This window comes from Tropicibacter sp. S64, from assembly GCF_049803835.1.
Classification (GTDB): Bacteria; Pseudomonadota; Alphaproteobacteria; order Rhodobacterales; family Rhodobacteraceae; genus Pacificoceanicola.
The window spans coordinates 66,468-81,286 of sequence record NZ_JBNAGK010000010.1 but is presented as its reverse complement, the minus strand read 5'-3'; the positions used below and the strand labels follow the sequence as shown (position 1 = coordinate 81,286).

Here is a 14,819-nt window from a genome sequence, read left to right as displayed (position 1 = left end):
CCGATTTTGCGGCGGGATTGATCCGGGCTCATGGACAGCCGAAAGGATCGCCGGAGACTGTCCCGGACAGCGCATCAAAGCCGTCTTTGGCAAATCCGAATCATGGTTAAAATGGGGCAAGGCCCGCGGTGGCCCATCACCGCCGGAATCCCCTCCCGGACGCCCTCCGGACGTGATAGGATACACGCAGCGGCTGAATCTTCTTGCACTCCCGCGCGAGGCCCCCTATATGGCCCTCAACAGCGCGGCGCTGGGGTCCAAACCCGACGCCCACCGGAGAGGATCGAACGGGCCGCTGGCCCGTTTTTTTGTTTTCGGCTAACCGCAGGACATCCAACCGCCCGAAAGGGACGACAGACATATGACCGACCTGATCGCCAAGACCGCCATCGACAAGCGTCTGGCCGAGATCCTGACCCCGGTGATCGAGGACATGGGCTTCGAGCTCGTCCGCATTCGCCTCATGGGCGGCAACACGCCGACCCTGCAGATCATGGCCGAGCGCCCCGAGGGTGGCATCGAGGTGGACGAGTGTGCCGCCATCTCGAACGCCGTCAGTGCCACTCTCGACGTCGAGGACCCGATCACCGACGCCTATACGCTGGAGGTCTCCAGCCCCGGCATCGACCGCCCGCTGACCCGGCTCAAGGATTTCGAGACCTTCGAGGGCTACGAAGCCAAGGTCGAGACCTCCGACCTGATCGACGGCCGCAAGCGCTTTCGCGGCGTGCTGGCCGGGGTCGAGGACGACGAGGTCCTGATCAACCTCGACGAGGGCACCGTGGGCCTGAAGTTCGACTGGCTCGCCGAAGCCAAGCTCATCCTGACCGATGAGCTGATCCGTGAGATGCTGCGCGCCCGCAAGGCCGGGGCCGTTGATGAATCCCAGTTTGATGAGATCGAGGCCGACGGGCCTGAAGAGGAGTAATTCACATGGCAATCACCTCTGCCAACCAGCTTGAGCTTCTGCAGACCGCCGAGGCGGTGGCCCGCGAGAAGATGATCGACCCCGGTCTGGTCGTCGAAGCGATGGAGGAGTCGCTCGCCCGCGCGGCGAAGTCGCGTTACGGCGCCGAGATGGACATCCGCGTCAGCATCGACCGCCGCACCGGCAAGGCGACCTTCACCCGCGTCCGCACCGTGGTCGAAGAGGAAGAGCTGGAGAATTACCAGGCCGAGTTCACCGTCGAGCAGGCCAAGCAGTACATGGCCGATCCGAAGGTGGGCGACACCTTCGTCGAGGAAGTGCCGCCGGTTGAGCTGGGCCGCATCGCCGCGCAATCGGCCAAGCAGGTGATCCTGCAGAAGGTCCGCGAAGCCGAGCGCGACCGCCAGTTCGAAGAATTCAAGGACCGCGCCGGCACCATCATCAACGGCACCGTCAAGCGCGAGGAATACGGCAACGTCATCGTGGACGTGGGCCGGGGAGAGGGCATCCTGCGCCGTAACGAGAAGATCGGCCGCGAGAGCTATCGCCCGGGCGACCGCATCCGCTGCTACATCAAGGACGTGCGCCGCGAGACCCGTGGTCCGCAGATCTTCCTCAGCCGTACCGCGCCCGAGTTCATGGCCGAGCTGTTCAAGATGGAAGTGCCGGAAATCTATGACGGCATCATCGAGATCAAGGCCGTGGCCCGCGACCCCGGCTCCCGCGCCAAGATCGGTGTCATCTCCTATGACGGCGGCATCGACCCGGTCGGCGCCTGCGTCGGTATGCGCGGCAGCCGCGTTCAGGCCGTCGTGAACGAGCTTCAGGGCGAGAAGATCGACATCATCCCGTGGAACGAGGACATGCCGACCTTCCTCGTCAACGCGCTGCAGCCTGCCGAGGTATCCAAAGTGGTTCTCGACGAGGACGCCGAGCGCATCGAGGTGGTGGTGCCGGACGAACAGCTGTCGCTGGCCATCGGCCGCCGCGGCCAGAACGTGCGTCTGGCGAGCCAGCTGACCGGCCTCGACATCGACATCCTCACCGAGGAAGAAGAGTCCAAACGCCGCCAGAAGGAATTCGAGGAGCGCACCCAGCTGTTCATGGACACGCTGGACCTGGACGAATTCTTCGCCCAGCTGCTGGTTTCCGAAGGCTTCACCAACCTCGAAGAGGTGGCCTACGTCGAGCTCGATGAACTGCTGGTGATCGACGGCGTCGACGAGGGCACCGCCGAAGAGCTGCAGACCCGCGCCCGTGAGCATCTCGAAGAGCAGGCCCGCAAGGCACTGGAGAATGCCCGTGCGCTCGGCGCCGAGGACAGCCTGATCGCCTTCGAGGGGCTGACCCCGCAGATGGTCGAGGCGCTGGCCAAGGATGGCGTCAAGACGCTCGAGGACTTCGCGACCTGCGCGGATTGGGAACTGGCCGGTGGCTGGACCTCGGTGGACGGTCAGCGCGTGAAGGACGACGGCCTGCTGGAGCCCTTCGATGTCAGCCTCGAAGACGCACAGACCATGGTCATGACCGCCCGCGTCCTTCTCGGATGGGTGGACCCGACCGAACTCGAAGCCGATGACGAAGCCGAGGGCGACGAAACCGAAGAGCAGGAGGCCTGAGCCGATCATGACCCGAGGGGGCCGAGACAAGGACCGCGACGACGGACCGGAGCGCAAGTGCATCGCCACGGGCGAGGCGCAGCCGAAATCCGGCCTGATCCGCTTTGTCGTCGGCCCCGAAGGTCAGATCGTGCCGGATCTGGCTGGAAAACTGCCGGGACGCGGCCTATATGTTGCGTCTCAGGTCACCGCGCTGGAGAAGGCCGCGAAGAAAGGCCTGTTCTCCCGCGCTGCGAAACAGCCGGTGACCGTGCCGGGCGACCTTGTTCGGATCATCGAGCAGATGCTGGCCAAGCGGGTGGTTGATCTGATCAGCCTTGCGCGGAAGTCCGGGGATGCGGTGTCCGGCTACGAAAAGGTGAAGGACTGGCTGATGAAGGAAGAGGCCAGGGTCCTGATCCAAGCCGAGGATGGCTCGAGCCGTGGCAAGTCCAAACTGAGCACGCCCTATGGCGGCACATATATTGGCTGGCTCACGGCCGACGAGCTTGGGATGGCTTTCGGACGACAAACTGTGATACACGCGGCGCTTGGCGCTGGCGGTCTGGCGCGTCGTGTTGTAGAGGAAGCCCAACGATTGAAGGGTGTACGTGTCGGAACGTCCGATACGGATCGCGCTGGCAGGGGCCAGCGGAAAGGATAAAGAAGCTTCATGAGCGATAACGACGGTAAGAAAACATTGGGTTTGCGCGGAGGCGCCCGCTCGGGGAACGTGAAGCAGAGCTTCAGCCACGGGCGGACCAAGAACGTCGTGGTGGAAACCAAGCGCAAGCGAGTCGTCGTGCCCAAGCCGGGTGCCACGGCGGCCAAAGGTGCGTCCGGTGGAGCTGTCAGTGCAACGGGCGCGAAACGTCCTGCGGGCATTTCCGATGCGGAGATGGAACGCCGCCTGAAGGCGCTGCAGGCCGCCAAGGCACGCGAGGTCGAAGAGGCCGCGCAGCGCGAAGCCGAGGAGAAGGCCCGCGCCGAAGAGCGGGACCGCCTGCGTGCCGAGAAGGAACAGAAGGAGCGCGAACAGCGCGAGGCCGAGGAAGCGATCAAGCGCAAGGCCGAGGAAGAGGAGCGCAAGGCGCGCGAAGCGGCCGAGGCCGCGAAGGCCGCAGCCGCAGCTCCCGCCCCGGACGACTCGCCGCGTGCCGCCCGGGCTCCCAAGGAAAAGGACGCGCCGCGCCGCGCAGCCGTGCAGGTGGAACGGGAAGACCGCTCCGGGCGCGGCAAGAAGGGTGGCGACGAAGGCGGTCGCCGTGCCGGCAAGCTGACGCTGAATCAGGCGCTCGGTGGCGAAGGTGGCCGTCAGAAGTCCATGGCCGCCATGAAGCGCAAGCAGGAGCGCGCGCGTCAGAAAGCCATGGGCGGCGCCCAGGCCCGCGAAAAGGTCATCCGTGACGTCAAGTTGCCGGAGGCGATCACCGTCGCCGAACTCGCGAACCGGATGGCGGAGCGCGTGGCCGACGTGGTCAAGGCTCTGATGACCAACGGCATCATGGCGACCCAGAACCAGACGATCGACGCCGACACCGCGGAACTCATCATCGAGGAATTTGGCCACAACGTGGTCCGCGTCTCCGATGCGGACGTGGAAGACGTCATCCAGCAGGTCGAGGACAAGGCGGAAGACCTCCAGCCGCGTCCGCCGGTCGTGACCATCATGGGCCACGTCGACCACGGCAAGACCTCGCTGCTCGACGCCATCCGCGACGCGAAGGTGACCGCGGGCGAAGCCGGCGGCATCACCCAGCACATCGGCGCCTACCAGGTGCAGACGGACAGCGGCTCGCTGCTGACCTTCCTCGACACGCCGGGCCACGCCGCCTTCACCTCCATGCGCTCGCGCGGGGCTCAGGTGACGGACATCGTCGTGCTCGTCGTGGCGGCCGATGACGCCGTCATGCCGCAGACCGTGGAGGCCATCAACCACGCCAAGGCCGCGAAGGTCCCGATGATCGTCGCGATCAACAAGATCGACAAGCCGTCCGCGAACCCGACCAAGGTGCGCACCGACCTGCTCCAGCACGAAGTGGTGGTGGAACAGATGTCCGGCGAGGTGCAGGACGTCGAGGTTTCGGCGCTGACCGGCAAGGGTCTCGACGAACTGCTCGAAGCCATCGCGCTGCAGGCGGAAATTCTCGAACTCAAGGCCAACCCGGACCGCGCCGCGCAGGGTGCCGTCATCGAAGCGCAGCTGGACGTGGGCCGCGGCCCCGTCGCCACCGTTCTGATCCAGAACGGCACGCTGCGTCAGGGTGACATCTTCGTCGTGGGCGAGCAGTACGGCAAGGTCCGTGCGCTCATCAACGACAAGGGCGAGCGCGTGCAGGAAGCCGGCCCGTCTGTTCCGGTCGAAGTGCTCGGCCTGAACGGTACGCCGGAAGCCGGTGACGTGCTGAACGTGACCGAGACCGAAGCGCAGGCCCGTGAAATCGCCGAGTACCGTGCCAATGTTGCTAAGGAGAAGCGTGCCGCCGCAGGCGCCGCGACGACCCTTGAGCAGCTCATGCAGAAGGCCAAGGACGATGAGAACGTCAGCGAGCTTCCGGTTCTGGTCAAGGCGGACGTGCAGGGCTCTGCGGAAGCGATCGTGCAGGCGCTGGAGAAGGTCGGCAACGACGAGGTGCGCGTGCGCGTGCTGCACTCCGGCGTCGGCGCGATCACCGAGACGGACGTGGGCCTCGCCGAGGCCTCTGGCTGCCCGGTCATCGGCTTCAACGTCCGTGCCAACGCCTCGGCCCGCAACACGGCGAACCAGAAGGGCGTCGAGATCCGCTACTACAGCGTGATCTACGACCTCGTCGACGATGTGAAGAAGGCGGCCTCCGGCCTGCTCTCCAACGAGATCCGCGAGAACTTCATCGGTTATGCCAACATCAAGGAGGTCTTCAAGGTCTCCAACGTGGGCAAGGTCGCTGGCTGCCTCGTCACCGAAGGTGTGGCACGCCGCTCCGCCGGTGTGCGCCTGCTGCGCGACAACGTGGTGATCCACGAGGGCACGCTGAAGACGCTCAAGCGCTTCAAGGACGAGGTGGCGGAAGTCATCTCCGGCCAGGAATGCGGCATGGCCTTCGAGAACTACGACGACATACGCCCCGGCGACGTCATCGAGATTTTCGAGCGGGAAGAGATCGAGCGGACGCTCAGCTGATCCGCGCCACGGAAACAACGAAAAGCCTCGCCGAGACCAATCGGCGGGGCTTTTTTCATGTCACGACCAGAGGCTCTGTGTTTCTTCGTCCTCAAAACAAAAAAGGCGCCCTTTGGAGGACGCCCCTGTCTGCTCTTGTAGTGCCGTGGCAGGCCCGAAGGCCCCGGCTCAGGCGGGTTTGCCGACAGGCAGACCCGTGAAAATGCGGTCCCCGACGCGAACCGTGATCCGGCCATCGGGCAGCGTTTTCTCCAGAAGTCCCTGAACTGACACGCAACTCCCAAGGATCACAGTGCGCAGCATGACATTTTCTCCCCCATGTCAACGAGTACGGGCAGATTACTCGAAATCCGTTAATGAATCTATAAACGCCAGTTAAGAAAACGTCACAAAAGCTCACGAAATTGGCGGAAATTTTGTGCGAATGCCTTCCTTGGCAACATAATTACCCGCGCAACCGTCGGTTGGCGCCGACTCACAACCAGTCGCGGAGAATCGGTATCAGCGGAATGTCGGCGGGCGGCATGGGGTAATCCCGCAGGTGTTTCGGAGCGACCCATTTGAGCACCTGCCCCTCCCGCGCCTGCGGGATGCCGGTCCACTTGCGACAGGCGAACAGCGGCATGAGCAGGTGGAAGTCCTCGTAGGAATGCGAGGCGAAAGTCAGCGGGGCGAGGCAACTCGCCCAGGTGTCGATGCCCAGTTCCTCCTGCAACTCCCGGATCAGCGCATGTTCCGGCGTCTCCCCCGGCTCGACCTTGCCGCCCGGAAACTCCCAGAGGCCCGCCAGGGACTTGCCCTCCGGACGCTGCGCCAGCAAGACACGGCCATCGGAGTCGATCAGCGCGACGGCGGAGACGAGAACGGTTTTCATGGGAACGCCTTCTGCAACGTGGGCCGCTCCCGGGAGCGGCCCGTCAGGATCACGAGCGATAATCCGCGTTGATCGAGATGTATCCGTGGGTCAGGTCACAGGTCCAGATCGTCGCCTTGCCGTCGCCAAGGCCAATGTCGACGGTGATGTCGATCTCCGGCTTCTTCATCAGCGCCGCGCCGTCGGCCTCCTTGTAGGTCTCGGCGACCCAGCCATGCTCAGCCACCTGCACGTCGCCGAACCGGATCGACAGAAGGTCACGGTCCGCAGCCGCGCCGGACTTGCCGATGGCCATGACGATGCGACCCCAGTTCGGGTCCTCGCCCGCAATGGCCGTCTTGACCAACGGCGAGTTGGCGATGGCAAGCGCGTGGGTGCGCGCATCGGCATCGGAGGCCGCTCCGGTAACATTCACCGTCACGAACTTCGTCGCGCCCTCGCCGTCCTTGACGACCTGATGCGAGAGATTTTGCATGACCTCGTGCAGCGCCGCCTCGAAGGTCGCCTCCCCCGTGACGTCGACGCCGGAGGTCCCCGTCGCGCCCATCAGGAGCGTGTCGGAGGTGGAGGTGTCGCTGTCCACGGTGATGCAGTTGAACGTCTTGTCGTTGATCCGGCTGACCATGGCTTGCAGATCCGCCCGGCCGATCTTTGCATCGGTAAAGATGTAGACAAGCATCGTCGCCATGTCCGGCGCGATCATGCCCGAACCCTTGGCAATGCCCGCGATATGAACGCGCTGGCCTTCGATGTCGACCGAAGCTGTCGCGCCCTTGGCAAAGGTGTCCGTCGTCATGATCGCCTTCGCGGCCATGTCGAGCGCCTTGTCGTCGAGCTGGGCATTCAGGTCTTCGAGCTTGGCGATGATGCGGTCGTGCGGCAGACGCTCGCCGATCACGCCGGTGGAGCTGGTAAACACCCGCTCCGCCGGAAGCCCGGTGATCTTCGCCACCGCCTCGCAGATCGCCGCGACGGAGCCCTCACCAGCCTTGCCGGTGAAGGCGTTGGAGTTGCCGGAATTGACCACGATGGCCGCGCCCGCGTCACTGTCGAGGCCGATCTTGGCCTGGCAGTCGAGCACGTTGGCGGAGCGCGTGGCGGAGCGGGTGAACACGCCCACCATCACGCTGCCCGGATCGAGCAACGCCAGCATGACGTCCTTTCGTCCCTGGTATCGCACCCCGGCCTCCACGGCGGCAAAGCGCACGCCGGGGATGACGGGAAGCGTCGGGAACGACTCGGGGGCGAGGGGCGAAACGGACGTGATCTTGGCCACTTACTTCTCCAGAAGCTCAAGGTTGGTGAGGATCGACGGGTCGATCGAGGACGAGTCCTTGATCGAGACATCGGACTCCGACACGCGGCTGTCAATGTACTTGGAGACGGCTTCCTGCTGCAGCGCGTTGACGATCTCGGCGCGTACGGCCTCGAGTTCCGGCGATTTCTGCGTGCGGATGTCGTTCAGCTTGATGACGTGCCAGCCGAACTGGGTCTGTACCGGACCGGTGATGTCGCCGGGGTTGAGGCTCTCGACGGCCTTCTGGAACGGTTCGACCATCATGCCCGCCGCGAACCAACCCAGTTCGCCGCCATTCGGACCGGAGGGGCCGGTGGACTTGGCCTTGGCGGTCTCGGCGAAATCGGCGCCGCCCTTGACCTCCGCAAGGATCGCCTTGGCCTCGTCCTCGGTTTCCACGAGGATGTGGGAGGCGTTGTATTCCTGCCCCATCTCGCCGTCGATGTACTGCGCCTGGTAAGCCGCCTTGATGGCCTCCTCGGTCACGGCTTCCTCGGCGATGCGGCTGATGGCGACGGAGGCCAGCAGCGACCGGCGCTCGTTTTCCATGGCGAACTTCACGCGCGGGGTTTCCACCGCGATGCCGTCCTGCGCCATGGCTTCCTGTTGCACCAGTTGGTCGAGGATGCCTTTCCAGAGCACATCCGGCGGCAATTGCTGGTATTGCTCGGGCAGACCGGCACGGACGGTCATCATGTGGCCGATGGTGATCTCGGTGCCGCCGACGGTGGCGACGACGGTCTCGGCGGTTACGTCTTCGGCCCATACGGGCAGCGCAGCGGTGATCGCGAAGGCGGCTGCGCCAAGCATCGTGAGGGTTTTCGACATGTGTTTTTGTCCTTCCGGGCATGGCCGCTACACGGGCGGCGTTGACACTCTCCGGCCCGCCCCTTACATGCGCAAAGGGCTCTGCGTGGCCAGTCGTTCCCCTGTTTCATATGGGCTGAGTGCGAGGCGGGCAAGCAGATGCCGCACACGAAGCTGGGAACAGGTACGACAGCATGCTGGGAAAAATCGCGCGCAAGGTGTTCGGCAGTCCGAACGATCGCAAGATCAAGGCCACGCGCCCGCTGGTCGAAAAGATCAACGCGCTGGAACCCGAGTTCGAAAAGCTCGACGATGCGGGCCTGATCGCCAAGACCGAGGAATTAAAGAAACGGGTGGCGGACGGCGAGAGCCTCGATCACATCCTTCCCGAAGCCTTCGCAAACTGCCGGGAAGCCGCCAAGCGCGCTCTTGGCCTGCGCGCCTTCGACGTGCAGCTGATGGGCGGAATCTTCCTGCACCAGGGCAACATCTCCGAGATGAAGACGGGCGAGGGCAAGACCCTCGTTGCCACCTTCCCCGCTTACCTCAATGCCCTGACCGGGCGCGGTGTGCACATCGTCACGGTCAACGACTACCTCGCCAAGCGCGACGCGGACTGGATGAGCAAGGTTTATCGCGCCCTCGGCATGACCACCGGCGTCGTCTACCCGCGCCAGCCGGAGGCCGAGAAGAAGGCCGCCTACGCCTGTGACGTGACCTATGCCACGAACAACGAACTGGGCTTCGACTACCTGCGCGACAACATGAAGTCCGAGCTGAGCCAGATAAACCAGCGCGACCATTACTTCGCCGTGGTCGACGAGGTGGACTCGATCCTGATCGACGAAGCGCGGACGCCGCTGATCATCTCCGGCCCCGCCGACGACCGCTCGGACCTCTATCTCGGCATCGACAAGCTGATCCCGGAGCTGAACGAGGATCACTTCACCATCGACGAGAAGACCCGGAACGTCACCTTCACCGACGAGGGCAACGAGTTTCTCGAGGAACAGCTGCACGCCCGGGGCATCCTGCCCGAAGGCCAGACGCTCTATGACCCGGAAAGCACCACCGTGGTGCACCACGTCAACCAGGGCCTGCGTGCGCACAAGCTCTTTACCAAGGACAAGGACTACATCGTCCGCGACGGCGAGGTTGTCCTGATCGACGAATTCACCGGCCGCATGATGGCTGGACGCCGCCTGTCCGAGGGCCTGCATCAGGCCATCGAGGCCAAGGAAGGCTGTCAGATCCAGCCGGAGAACGTGACGCTCGCCTCGGTGACGTTCCAGAACTACTTCCGCCTCTATGACCGCCTTGGCGGCATGACCGGCACCGCCGCGACCGAGGCCGAGGAATTCATGGAAATCTATGGCCTCGGCGTGGTCGAAGTTCCGACCAACCGCCCCATCGCCCGGATCGACGACGACGATGCCGTCTATCGCACCGCCCGCGAGAAGTACGAGGCCATCGTCGCAAAGATCGCCGAGGCCCACGAGAAGGGCCAGCCGGTTCTGGTCGGCACGACCTCCATCGAGAAGTCGGAGATGCTGAGCCAGATGCTCAAGGCCGCAAACCTGCCGCACAACGTGCTCAACGCACGCCAGCACGAGCAAGAGGCGCAGATCGTCGCCGACGCGGGCAAGCTTGGCGCTGTGACCATCGCCACGAACATGGCGGGCCGGGGTACGGACATCAAACTCGGCGGCAACGTCGAGTTCAAGATCATGGAAGCCATCGCGGCAAACCCCGAGCGTCACCCGGACGAAATCCGGGCCGAAATCGAGGCGCAGCACGAGGCCGACGAACAGGCGGTCAAGGACGCCGGCGGGCTTTTTGTCCTGGCCACCGAGCGCCACGAAAGCCGCCGCATCGACAACCAGTTGCGCGGCCGTTCGGGGCGTCAGGGTGACCCGGGCCGCTCGTCCTTCTACCTGTCGCTCGAAGACGACCTGATGCGCATCTTCGGCTCGGAGCGGCTCGACAAGGTGCTCAAGGGCCTCGGCATGAAAGAGGGCGAGGCCATCGTTCACCCCTGGGTGAACAAGTCGCTGGAACGCGCGCAGGCGAAGGTCGAGGGCCGCAACTTCGACATCCGAAAGCAGCTGCTGAAGTTCGACGACGTGATGAACGACCAGCGCAAGGTGATCTTCTCCCAGCGCCGCGAGATCATGGAAGCGCAGGACCTGTCCGAGGTCGTGGAGGACATGCGCCACGAGGTCATCGACGAGCTGGTCGACACCTACGCCCCGCGCAAGGCCTACGCAGACCAGTGGGATGCCCAGGGCCTCTACGCGGCCTGCATCGAGAAGCTGGGCATCGACGTTCCGGTGATCCAGTGGGCCGATGAGGACGGAGTCGATCAGGACGTGATCCGCGAGCGGCTCGAAGAGGCATCGGACCAGATGATGGCGGAGAAGGCCGAAGCGTTCGGACCGGACACCATGCGTCAGATCGAGAAGCAGGTGCTGCTGCAGACCATAGACACGAAGTGGCGCGAGCATCTTCTGACCCTCGAACACCTGCGCTCTGTCGTGGGTTTCCGGGGCTATGCCCAGCGCGATCCGCTGAACGAGTACAAGACCGAGGCATTCCAACTCTTCGAAGGCTTGCTCGAAGGCCTGCGCGAGCAGGTCACCAGACAGCTGTCGCAGGTCCGGCCAATGACGCAGGAAGAGCAGCAGGCCATGATGCAGCAGCTCGCCGCACAGCAGGCCGCCATGCAGAAGGCCGCGCAGGACGCCCGCGCCCGGCATGACCCGGTCCTGCCGACCGGCGAGGACGAAGGCGCACGCGAAGCGGCCCCCGGATTCGACGAGACCGATCCGTCGACATGGGGCAACCCCTCGCGCAACGACCTCTGCCCCTGCGGCTCGGGCAACAAATTCAAGCACTGTCACGGACGCCTGGCCTGATACGCCGAGCGTGACAAACTTGGAGAAGAATGTCCGAGAACCGGGCCTCTCGACAAACCAGGAACGATAAAGGGTCCGCAGCGCGGACCCTTGGCGGATAGGAAAATTCGGGACGCTCTTGCGCGTCGCGGATCGCCCGGGCCTCATCGACTGGCTTGACGACTGAGGCCAAGCCAGTCGCCTTCGACGTCCGGGAGGCAGGCAACTCGCCGGCCATGACTGTTTTCACTATTGCGGTAGTCTTGCCGGCCTTTCGCTGGCAGACGGCGCTGATAGGATGCAGGTCTTTACCCTCGGCCGCGGGAAGGGCCACGATCCGCGGTGATGGCAGGGGCACGATCAGGCGACCGCGAAACGGTGCCTCTGGGCCGGATCAGACAGTATGGATTCAGTCGTCCTGTCCTGCGTTTCGTGCTCCCGCGTTGGTTCCGTCAGTCCGTGGTTCCGCTGACCCGAACCAAATATGTCGGACTTGTGAAAACGGACGACGGTTTCACAAGAGGTTTTTCTGTTTTCTTGCAAGTTTCTGTAAATATGCTGAAATTTCGGCCTCAAGTGGGCGACGCAGACGTTTTTCGTGATGCATCCGTGCGAAATCCTGGCCGCAGATCCATGGTTGGTGCCGCGTGAGCAGTCTGGTCCGGACGGCCGGATAGGTGCTGGCGTTCCCTCATTCATGGCGGGCAGTGTTCGGCAGCGCACCAACGATCTCGCTGCGAATAGCCGTGCAGTCCCGAAACTGGAAACCCGATCTTTGTCCGGCCGCGAAAGGCGCGGCGTGTGTCGAAACCGTGCCAACGCATCTTGGACGGTAAACTTTTCCGGACTTTCTACCGCCGCCGAACGGCTCTGGCACAGAGGAACATCGACGTCGACACCGACGCTTTGCGAGATCGAAGGGTCGCTCGGTCACTCTGGATGCCGAGGATCATGGGGGACACGACATGGATCGACGTCCGCGCCGAAATGCACGGGGGTTTCGACGGTGCTGTCGCGGGGGCTGACGCATTTGCCTGTCTGCGCGGGGACATGGTAGACCCTGCGCCCGTCGTGCGCCGGGATCACCGACCAACCCGCAGGATCGGTCTCATCGATCAGCTGAATCAGAGCCGCGCCCGGCACGGACTCGATACAGATCCGCGGTTTGCCGGTCCGGTGCGAGATCCGCAGCAGGAACGACGTCGCCTGATCCCAAGGCATCCACGAACATGAACGGATGCTCCGTGACCTGCCGGATCGTCACTCTGCCAGACCTCTTGACAATGCCGCTTTCGGGCCGGTGCAGGATGGTCATGGATTACTCCGCAGGGTTCGGCAGCGCGGCTGACTTGGTCCGCCGCGACAGCACGGCGACACCGATGGTCAAGAACCATCCCGCACACAGCGCGATCAGCCAGGGCAGCGAGCCTGACGGCGCGATCACGGCCACCAACCCGGCCAGCCCGATCGGCAGGCGCGTGGCCCAGCCCAGTGGCCTGCCCGACCAGCCGCCAAAGGCCACGGCCCAAAGCGCGGTCGAGACCAGCAGCGACAGGGCGCTGAAGCCGATCCGGGCCAGCGACCCCTGGGCCAGAACCCCGGGATCGAAGACAAAAGCAAAGGGCACGAAGAAGGCGACCAGCGACAGACCGAAGGCCGAGAGCGAGGTCTTGACGGTCGAGGCCTGCCCCACGGCGGCGGCCGCGAAAGAGGCCAGCGCCACCGGCGGCGTCACCATCGACAGCACGCAGTAGTAGAAGATGAAGAAATGCGCGGCCAGAGGCTCGATGCCCAGCTTCTGGATGGCCGGGACGAACAGCACCGCGCCGATGATGTAGGCGGCGACCGTCGGCAGGCCCATGCCCATGACGATGCAGCCGACCATGGCCAGCATCAGCGACAGGTAGATCGAGCCTTCGGAGAGCGACAGCAGCGATCCGGCGAATTTCAGCGCCAGGTTGGACTGGACGGCCACGGCGATCACGATGCCGATGGCGGCGATGGGCACGGCGACCTCGGCGGCCTGGCGCGGCGCGTCGCGCAGGGCCTCCTTGACCTCTGTCATGCCGATCCAGGTGGTGCGGCGCAGGAATGGCGTCACGAGGCAGGCCAGCGAGGCGATCACGGCGGAATACGAGGCCGAGTAGCCGCTGACCAGCAGTCCGATCAGCACCAGCGGCGGCAGGATCAGGTGCAGGCGCGGCAACAGTGCGGGGATCTCGGCGATCTCGGCGGCGGTCATGGCGCGGACGCCGTCGCGCCGCGCGGTCAGGTCGACCACCAGCAGCAGCGCAAGGTAGAAGGCAACTGCCGGAATCAGGCCCGCCAAGGCGATCTGCGCATAAGGCATGCCCAGAAGCTCGGCCATGATGAAGGCGGCGACCCCCATGATCGGCGGCATCAGCTGCCCCCCGGTCGAGGCGATGGCCTCGATCCCGGCGGCGCGATGATCCGGCACCCCGGTCTTCTTCATCAGCGGGATGGTAAAGACGCCGGTGGACACGACATTGGCCACGGCGGAGCCCGAGATGGACCCCATCAGCGACGAACCGATGATCGCGGCCTTGGCGGTGCCACCCGTGGCACGACCGGCGGCGCGGATGGCGAGGTCGATGAACAGCTGGCCACCTCCCACCGCCGAGTAGAACGCGCCGAACAGGATGAAATAGAAGATGAAGCTGACCGAGGTCGAGGTGGTGATGCCCAGCACACCCGCCGTGGTCATGGTGGTGATCTCTGTCGCGGCCTCAACGCCGAAGCCACGGAATTGCAGCCAGCCGGGCAGGATATTGCCCCAGAACGCATAGGCGATGAAGGCCAGCAGTACCCAGACCAGGATCATGCCAACCGCGCGGCGCGACCCTTCGAGCAGCAGGAAGACCAGCAGACCGCCAAAGACGATGTCGGTGGTGAAGATCGGCGAGACGTTCTCCATCCGGGTGGTCAGCCGCTCGAACCCGGTCAGGTAGTAGCCCAGAACCGCCAGGGCGCCCAGGATCAGCGCGGCGTCAATGGCTACGCACAGCCAGCGCGGCAGCGCCGGGGCGTTCAGCGGCTTGTAGAGAAACAACAGGACCAGCGCGGCGGTCAGGTGGACAGGGCGTTCCAGAAGCGGTTGCTGGGCCTCGAACAGCAGCCAGACCTGAAAGGCGACAAAGGCGATGCCGATCGCAAAGGCGATGGCGTGGGCAGGGTTGCGGGACAGCATGGCGCGCATGATCTCCTCTGTTTGGCACATCGCGTCAGGGGGGGCGCGGCCGT

The 14,819-nt window shown here is 64.4% G+C and carries 11 protein-coding genes; 5 read left to right on the top strand and 6 right to left on the bottom strand.

The genetic code is table 11. The features are described 5' to 3' along the window. The first annotated feature begins 361 nt into the window (after positions 1-361). Genes rimP through infB form a run of 4 tightly spaced genes read left to right on the top strand, consistent with a single transcriptional unit; the run spans position 362 to position 5,686 of the window. A complete protein-coding gene (gene rimP / locus ACP159_RS16315; RefSeq protein ID WP_425100788.1) occupies positions 362-928 on the top strand; it encodes a ribosome maturation factor RimP in 567 nt (188 codons plus the stop codon). 5 nt (positions 929-933) lie between these two features. Then, a complete protein-coding gene (nusA, locus tag ACP159_RS16310) occupies positions 934-2,547 on the top strand; it encodes a transcription termination factor NusA (RefSeq protein WP_425100787.1) in 1,614 nt (537 codons plus the stop codon). A 7-nt stretch (positions 2,548-2,554) separates the two neighbouring features. Continuing rightward, positions 2,555-3,190: an RNA-binding protein gene (locus tag ACP159_RS16305; RefSeq protein ID WP_425100786.1), complete on the top strand. Its 636-nt coding sequence runs from the start codon at positions 2,555-2,557 to the stop codon at positions 3,188-3,190. Between the two features lie 9 nt (positions 3,191-3,199). Continuing rightward, positions 3,200-5,686: a translation initiation factor IF-2 gene (gene infB / locus ACP159_RS16300; RefSeq protein ID WP_425100785.1), complete on the top strand. Its 2,487-nt coding sequence runs from the start codon at positions 3,200-3,202 to the stop codon at positions 5,684-5,686. Between the two features lie 168 nt (positions 5,687-5,854). Here the strand turns inward: infB and ACP159_RS16295 are convergent, their stop codons facing one another. The 4 genes from ACP159_RS16295 to ACP159_RS16280 form a co-directional block, all read right to left on the bottom strand. Beyond that, positions 5,855-5,989 (bottom strand): hypothetical protein, encoded by a 135-nt coding sequence (locus ACP159_RS16295; RefSeq protein WP_425100784.1) that lies wholly within the window; start codon positions 5,987-5,989, stop codon positions 5,855-5,857. Between the two features lie 172 nt (positions 5,990-6,161). After that, positions 6,162-6,560 (bottom strand): 8-oxo-dGTP diphosphatase MutT, encoded by a 399-nt coding sequence (gene mutT / locus ACP159_RS16290; RefSeq protein ID WP_425100783.1) that lies wholly within the window; start codon positions 6,558-6,560, stop codon positions 6,162-6,164. A 49-nt stretch (positions 6,561-6,609) separates the two neighbouring features. Next, complete coding sequence (gene argJ, locus ACP159_RS16285) at positions 6,610-7,836, bottom strand: bifunctional glutamate N-acetyltransferase/amino-acid acetyltransferase ArgJ (protein WP_425100782.1); 1,227 nt, start codon at positions 7,834-7,836, stop codon at positions 6,610-6,612. After that, positions 7,837-8,685, bottom strand: a complete 849-nt coding sequence (locus ACP159_RS16280) for a peptidylprolyl isomerase (RefSeq protein WP_425100781.1) — start codon at positions 8,683-8,685, stop codon at positions 7,837-7,839. Positions 8,686-8,858: 173 nt separating this feature from the next. On the opposite strand from ACP159_RS16280, the gene secA reads away from it, so the two are divergent. After that, entirely contained in the window at positions 8,859-11,579 is a 2,721-nt protein-coding gene (gene secA / locus ACP159_RS16275) for a preprotein translocase subunit SecA (protein WP_425100780.1), read from the top strand. Positions 11,580-12,666: 1,087 nt separating this feature from the next. On the opposite strand, the gene ACP159_RS16270 is transcribed toward secA, so the two are convergent. Further along, a complete protein-coding gene (locus tag ACP159_RS16270; RefSeq protein ID WP_425100779.1) occupies positions 12,667-12,873 on the bottom strand; it encodes a hypothetical protein in 207 nt (68 codons plus the stop codon). A gap of 3 nt (positions 12,874-12,876) precedes the next feature. Further along, positions 12,877-14,775 (bottom strand): TRAP transporter permease, encoded by a 1,899-nt coding sequence (locus ACP159_RS16265; RefSeq protein WP_425100778.1) that lies wholly within the window; start codon positions 14,773-14,775, stop codon positions 12,877-12,879. Between the last annotated feature and the right edge of the window lie 44 nt (positions 14,776-14,819).

Coding starts and splice junctions, on each gene's coding strand:
- rimP (WP_425100788.1), top strand. CDS start 362: ATGACCGACCTGATCGCCAAGACCGCCATCGACAAGCGTCTGGCCGAG.
- ACP159_RS16280 (WP_425100781.1), bottom strand. CDS start 8,685: ATGTCGAAAACCCTCACGATGCTTGGCGCAGCCGCCTTCGCGATCACC.
- ACP159_RS16265 (WP_425100778.1), bottom strand. CDS start 14,775: ATGCGCGCCATGCTGTCCCGCAACCCTGCCCACGCCATCGCCTTTGCG.
- ACP159_RS16305 (WP_425100786.1), top strand. CDS start 2,555: ATGACCCGAGGGGGCCGAGACAAGGACCGCGACGACGGACCGGAGCGC.
- infB (WP_425100785.1), top strand. CDS start 3,200: ATGAGCGATAACGACGGTAAGAAAACATTGGGTTTGCGCGGAGGCGCC.
- ACP159_RS16295 (WP_425100784.1), bottom strand. CDS start 5,989: ATGCTGCGCACTGTGATCCTTGGGAGTTGCGTGTCAGTTCAGGGACTT.
- ACP159_RS16270 (WP_425100779.1), bottom strand. CDS start 12,873: ATGACCATCCTGCACCGGCCCGAAAGCGGCATTGTCAAGAGGTCTGGC.
- nusA (WP_425100787.1), top strand. CDS start 934: ATGGCAATCACCTCTGCCAACCAGCTTGAGCTTCTGCAGACCGCCGAG.
- mutT (WP_425100783.1), bottom strand. CDS start 6,560: ATGAAAACCGTTCTCGTCTCCGCCGTCGCGCTGATCGACTCCGATGGC.
- secA (WP_425100780.1), top strand. CDS start 8,859: ATGCTGGGAAAAATCGCGCGCAAGGTGTTCGGCAGTCCGAACGATCGC.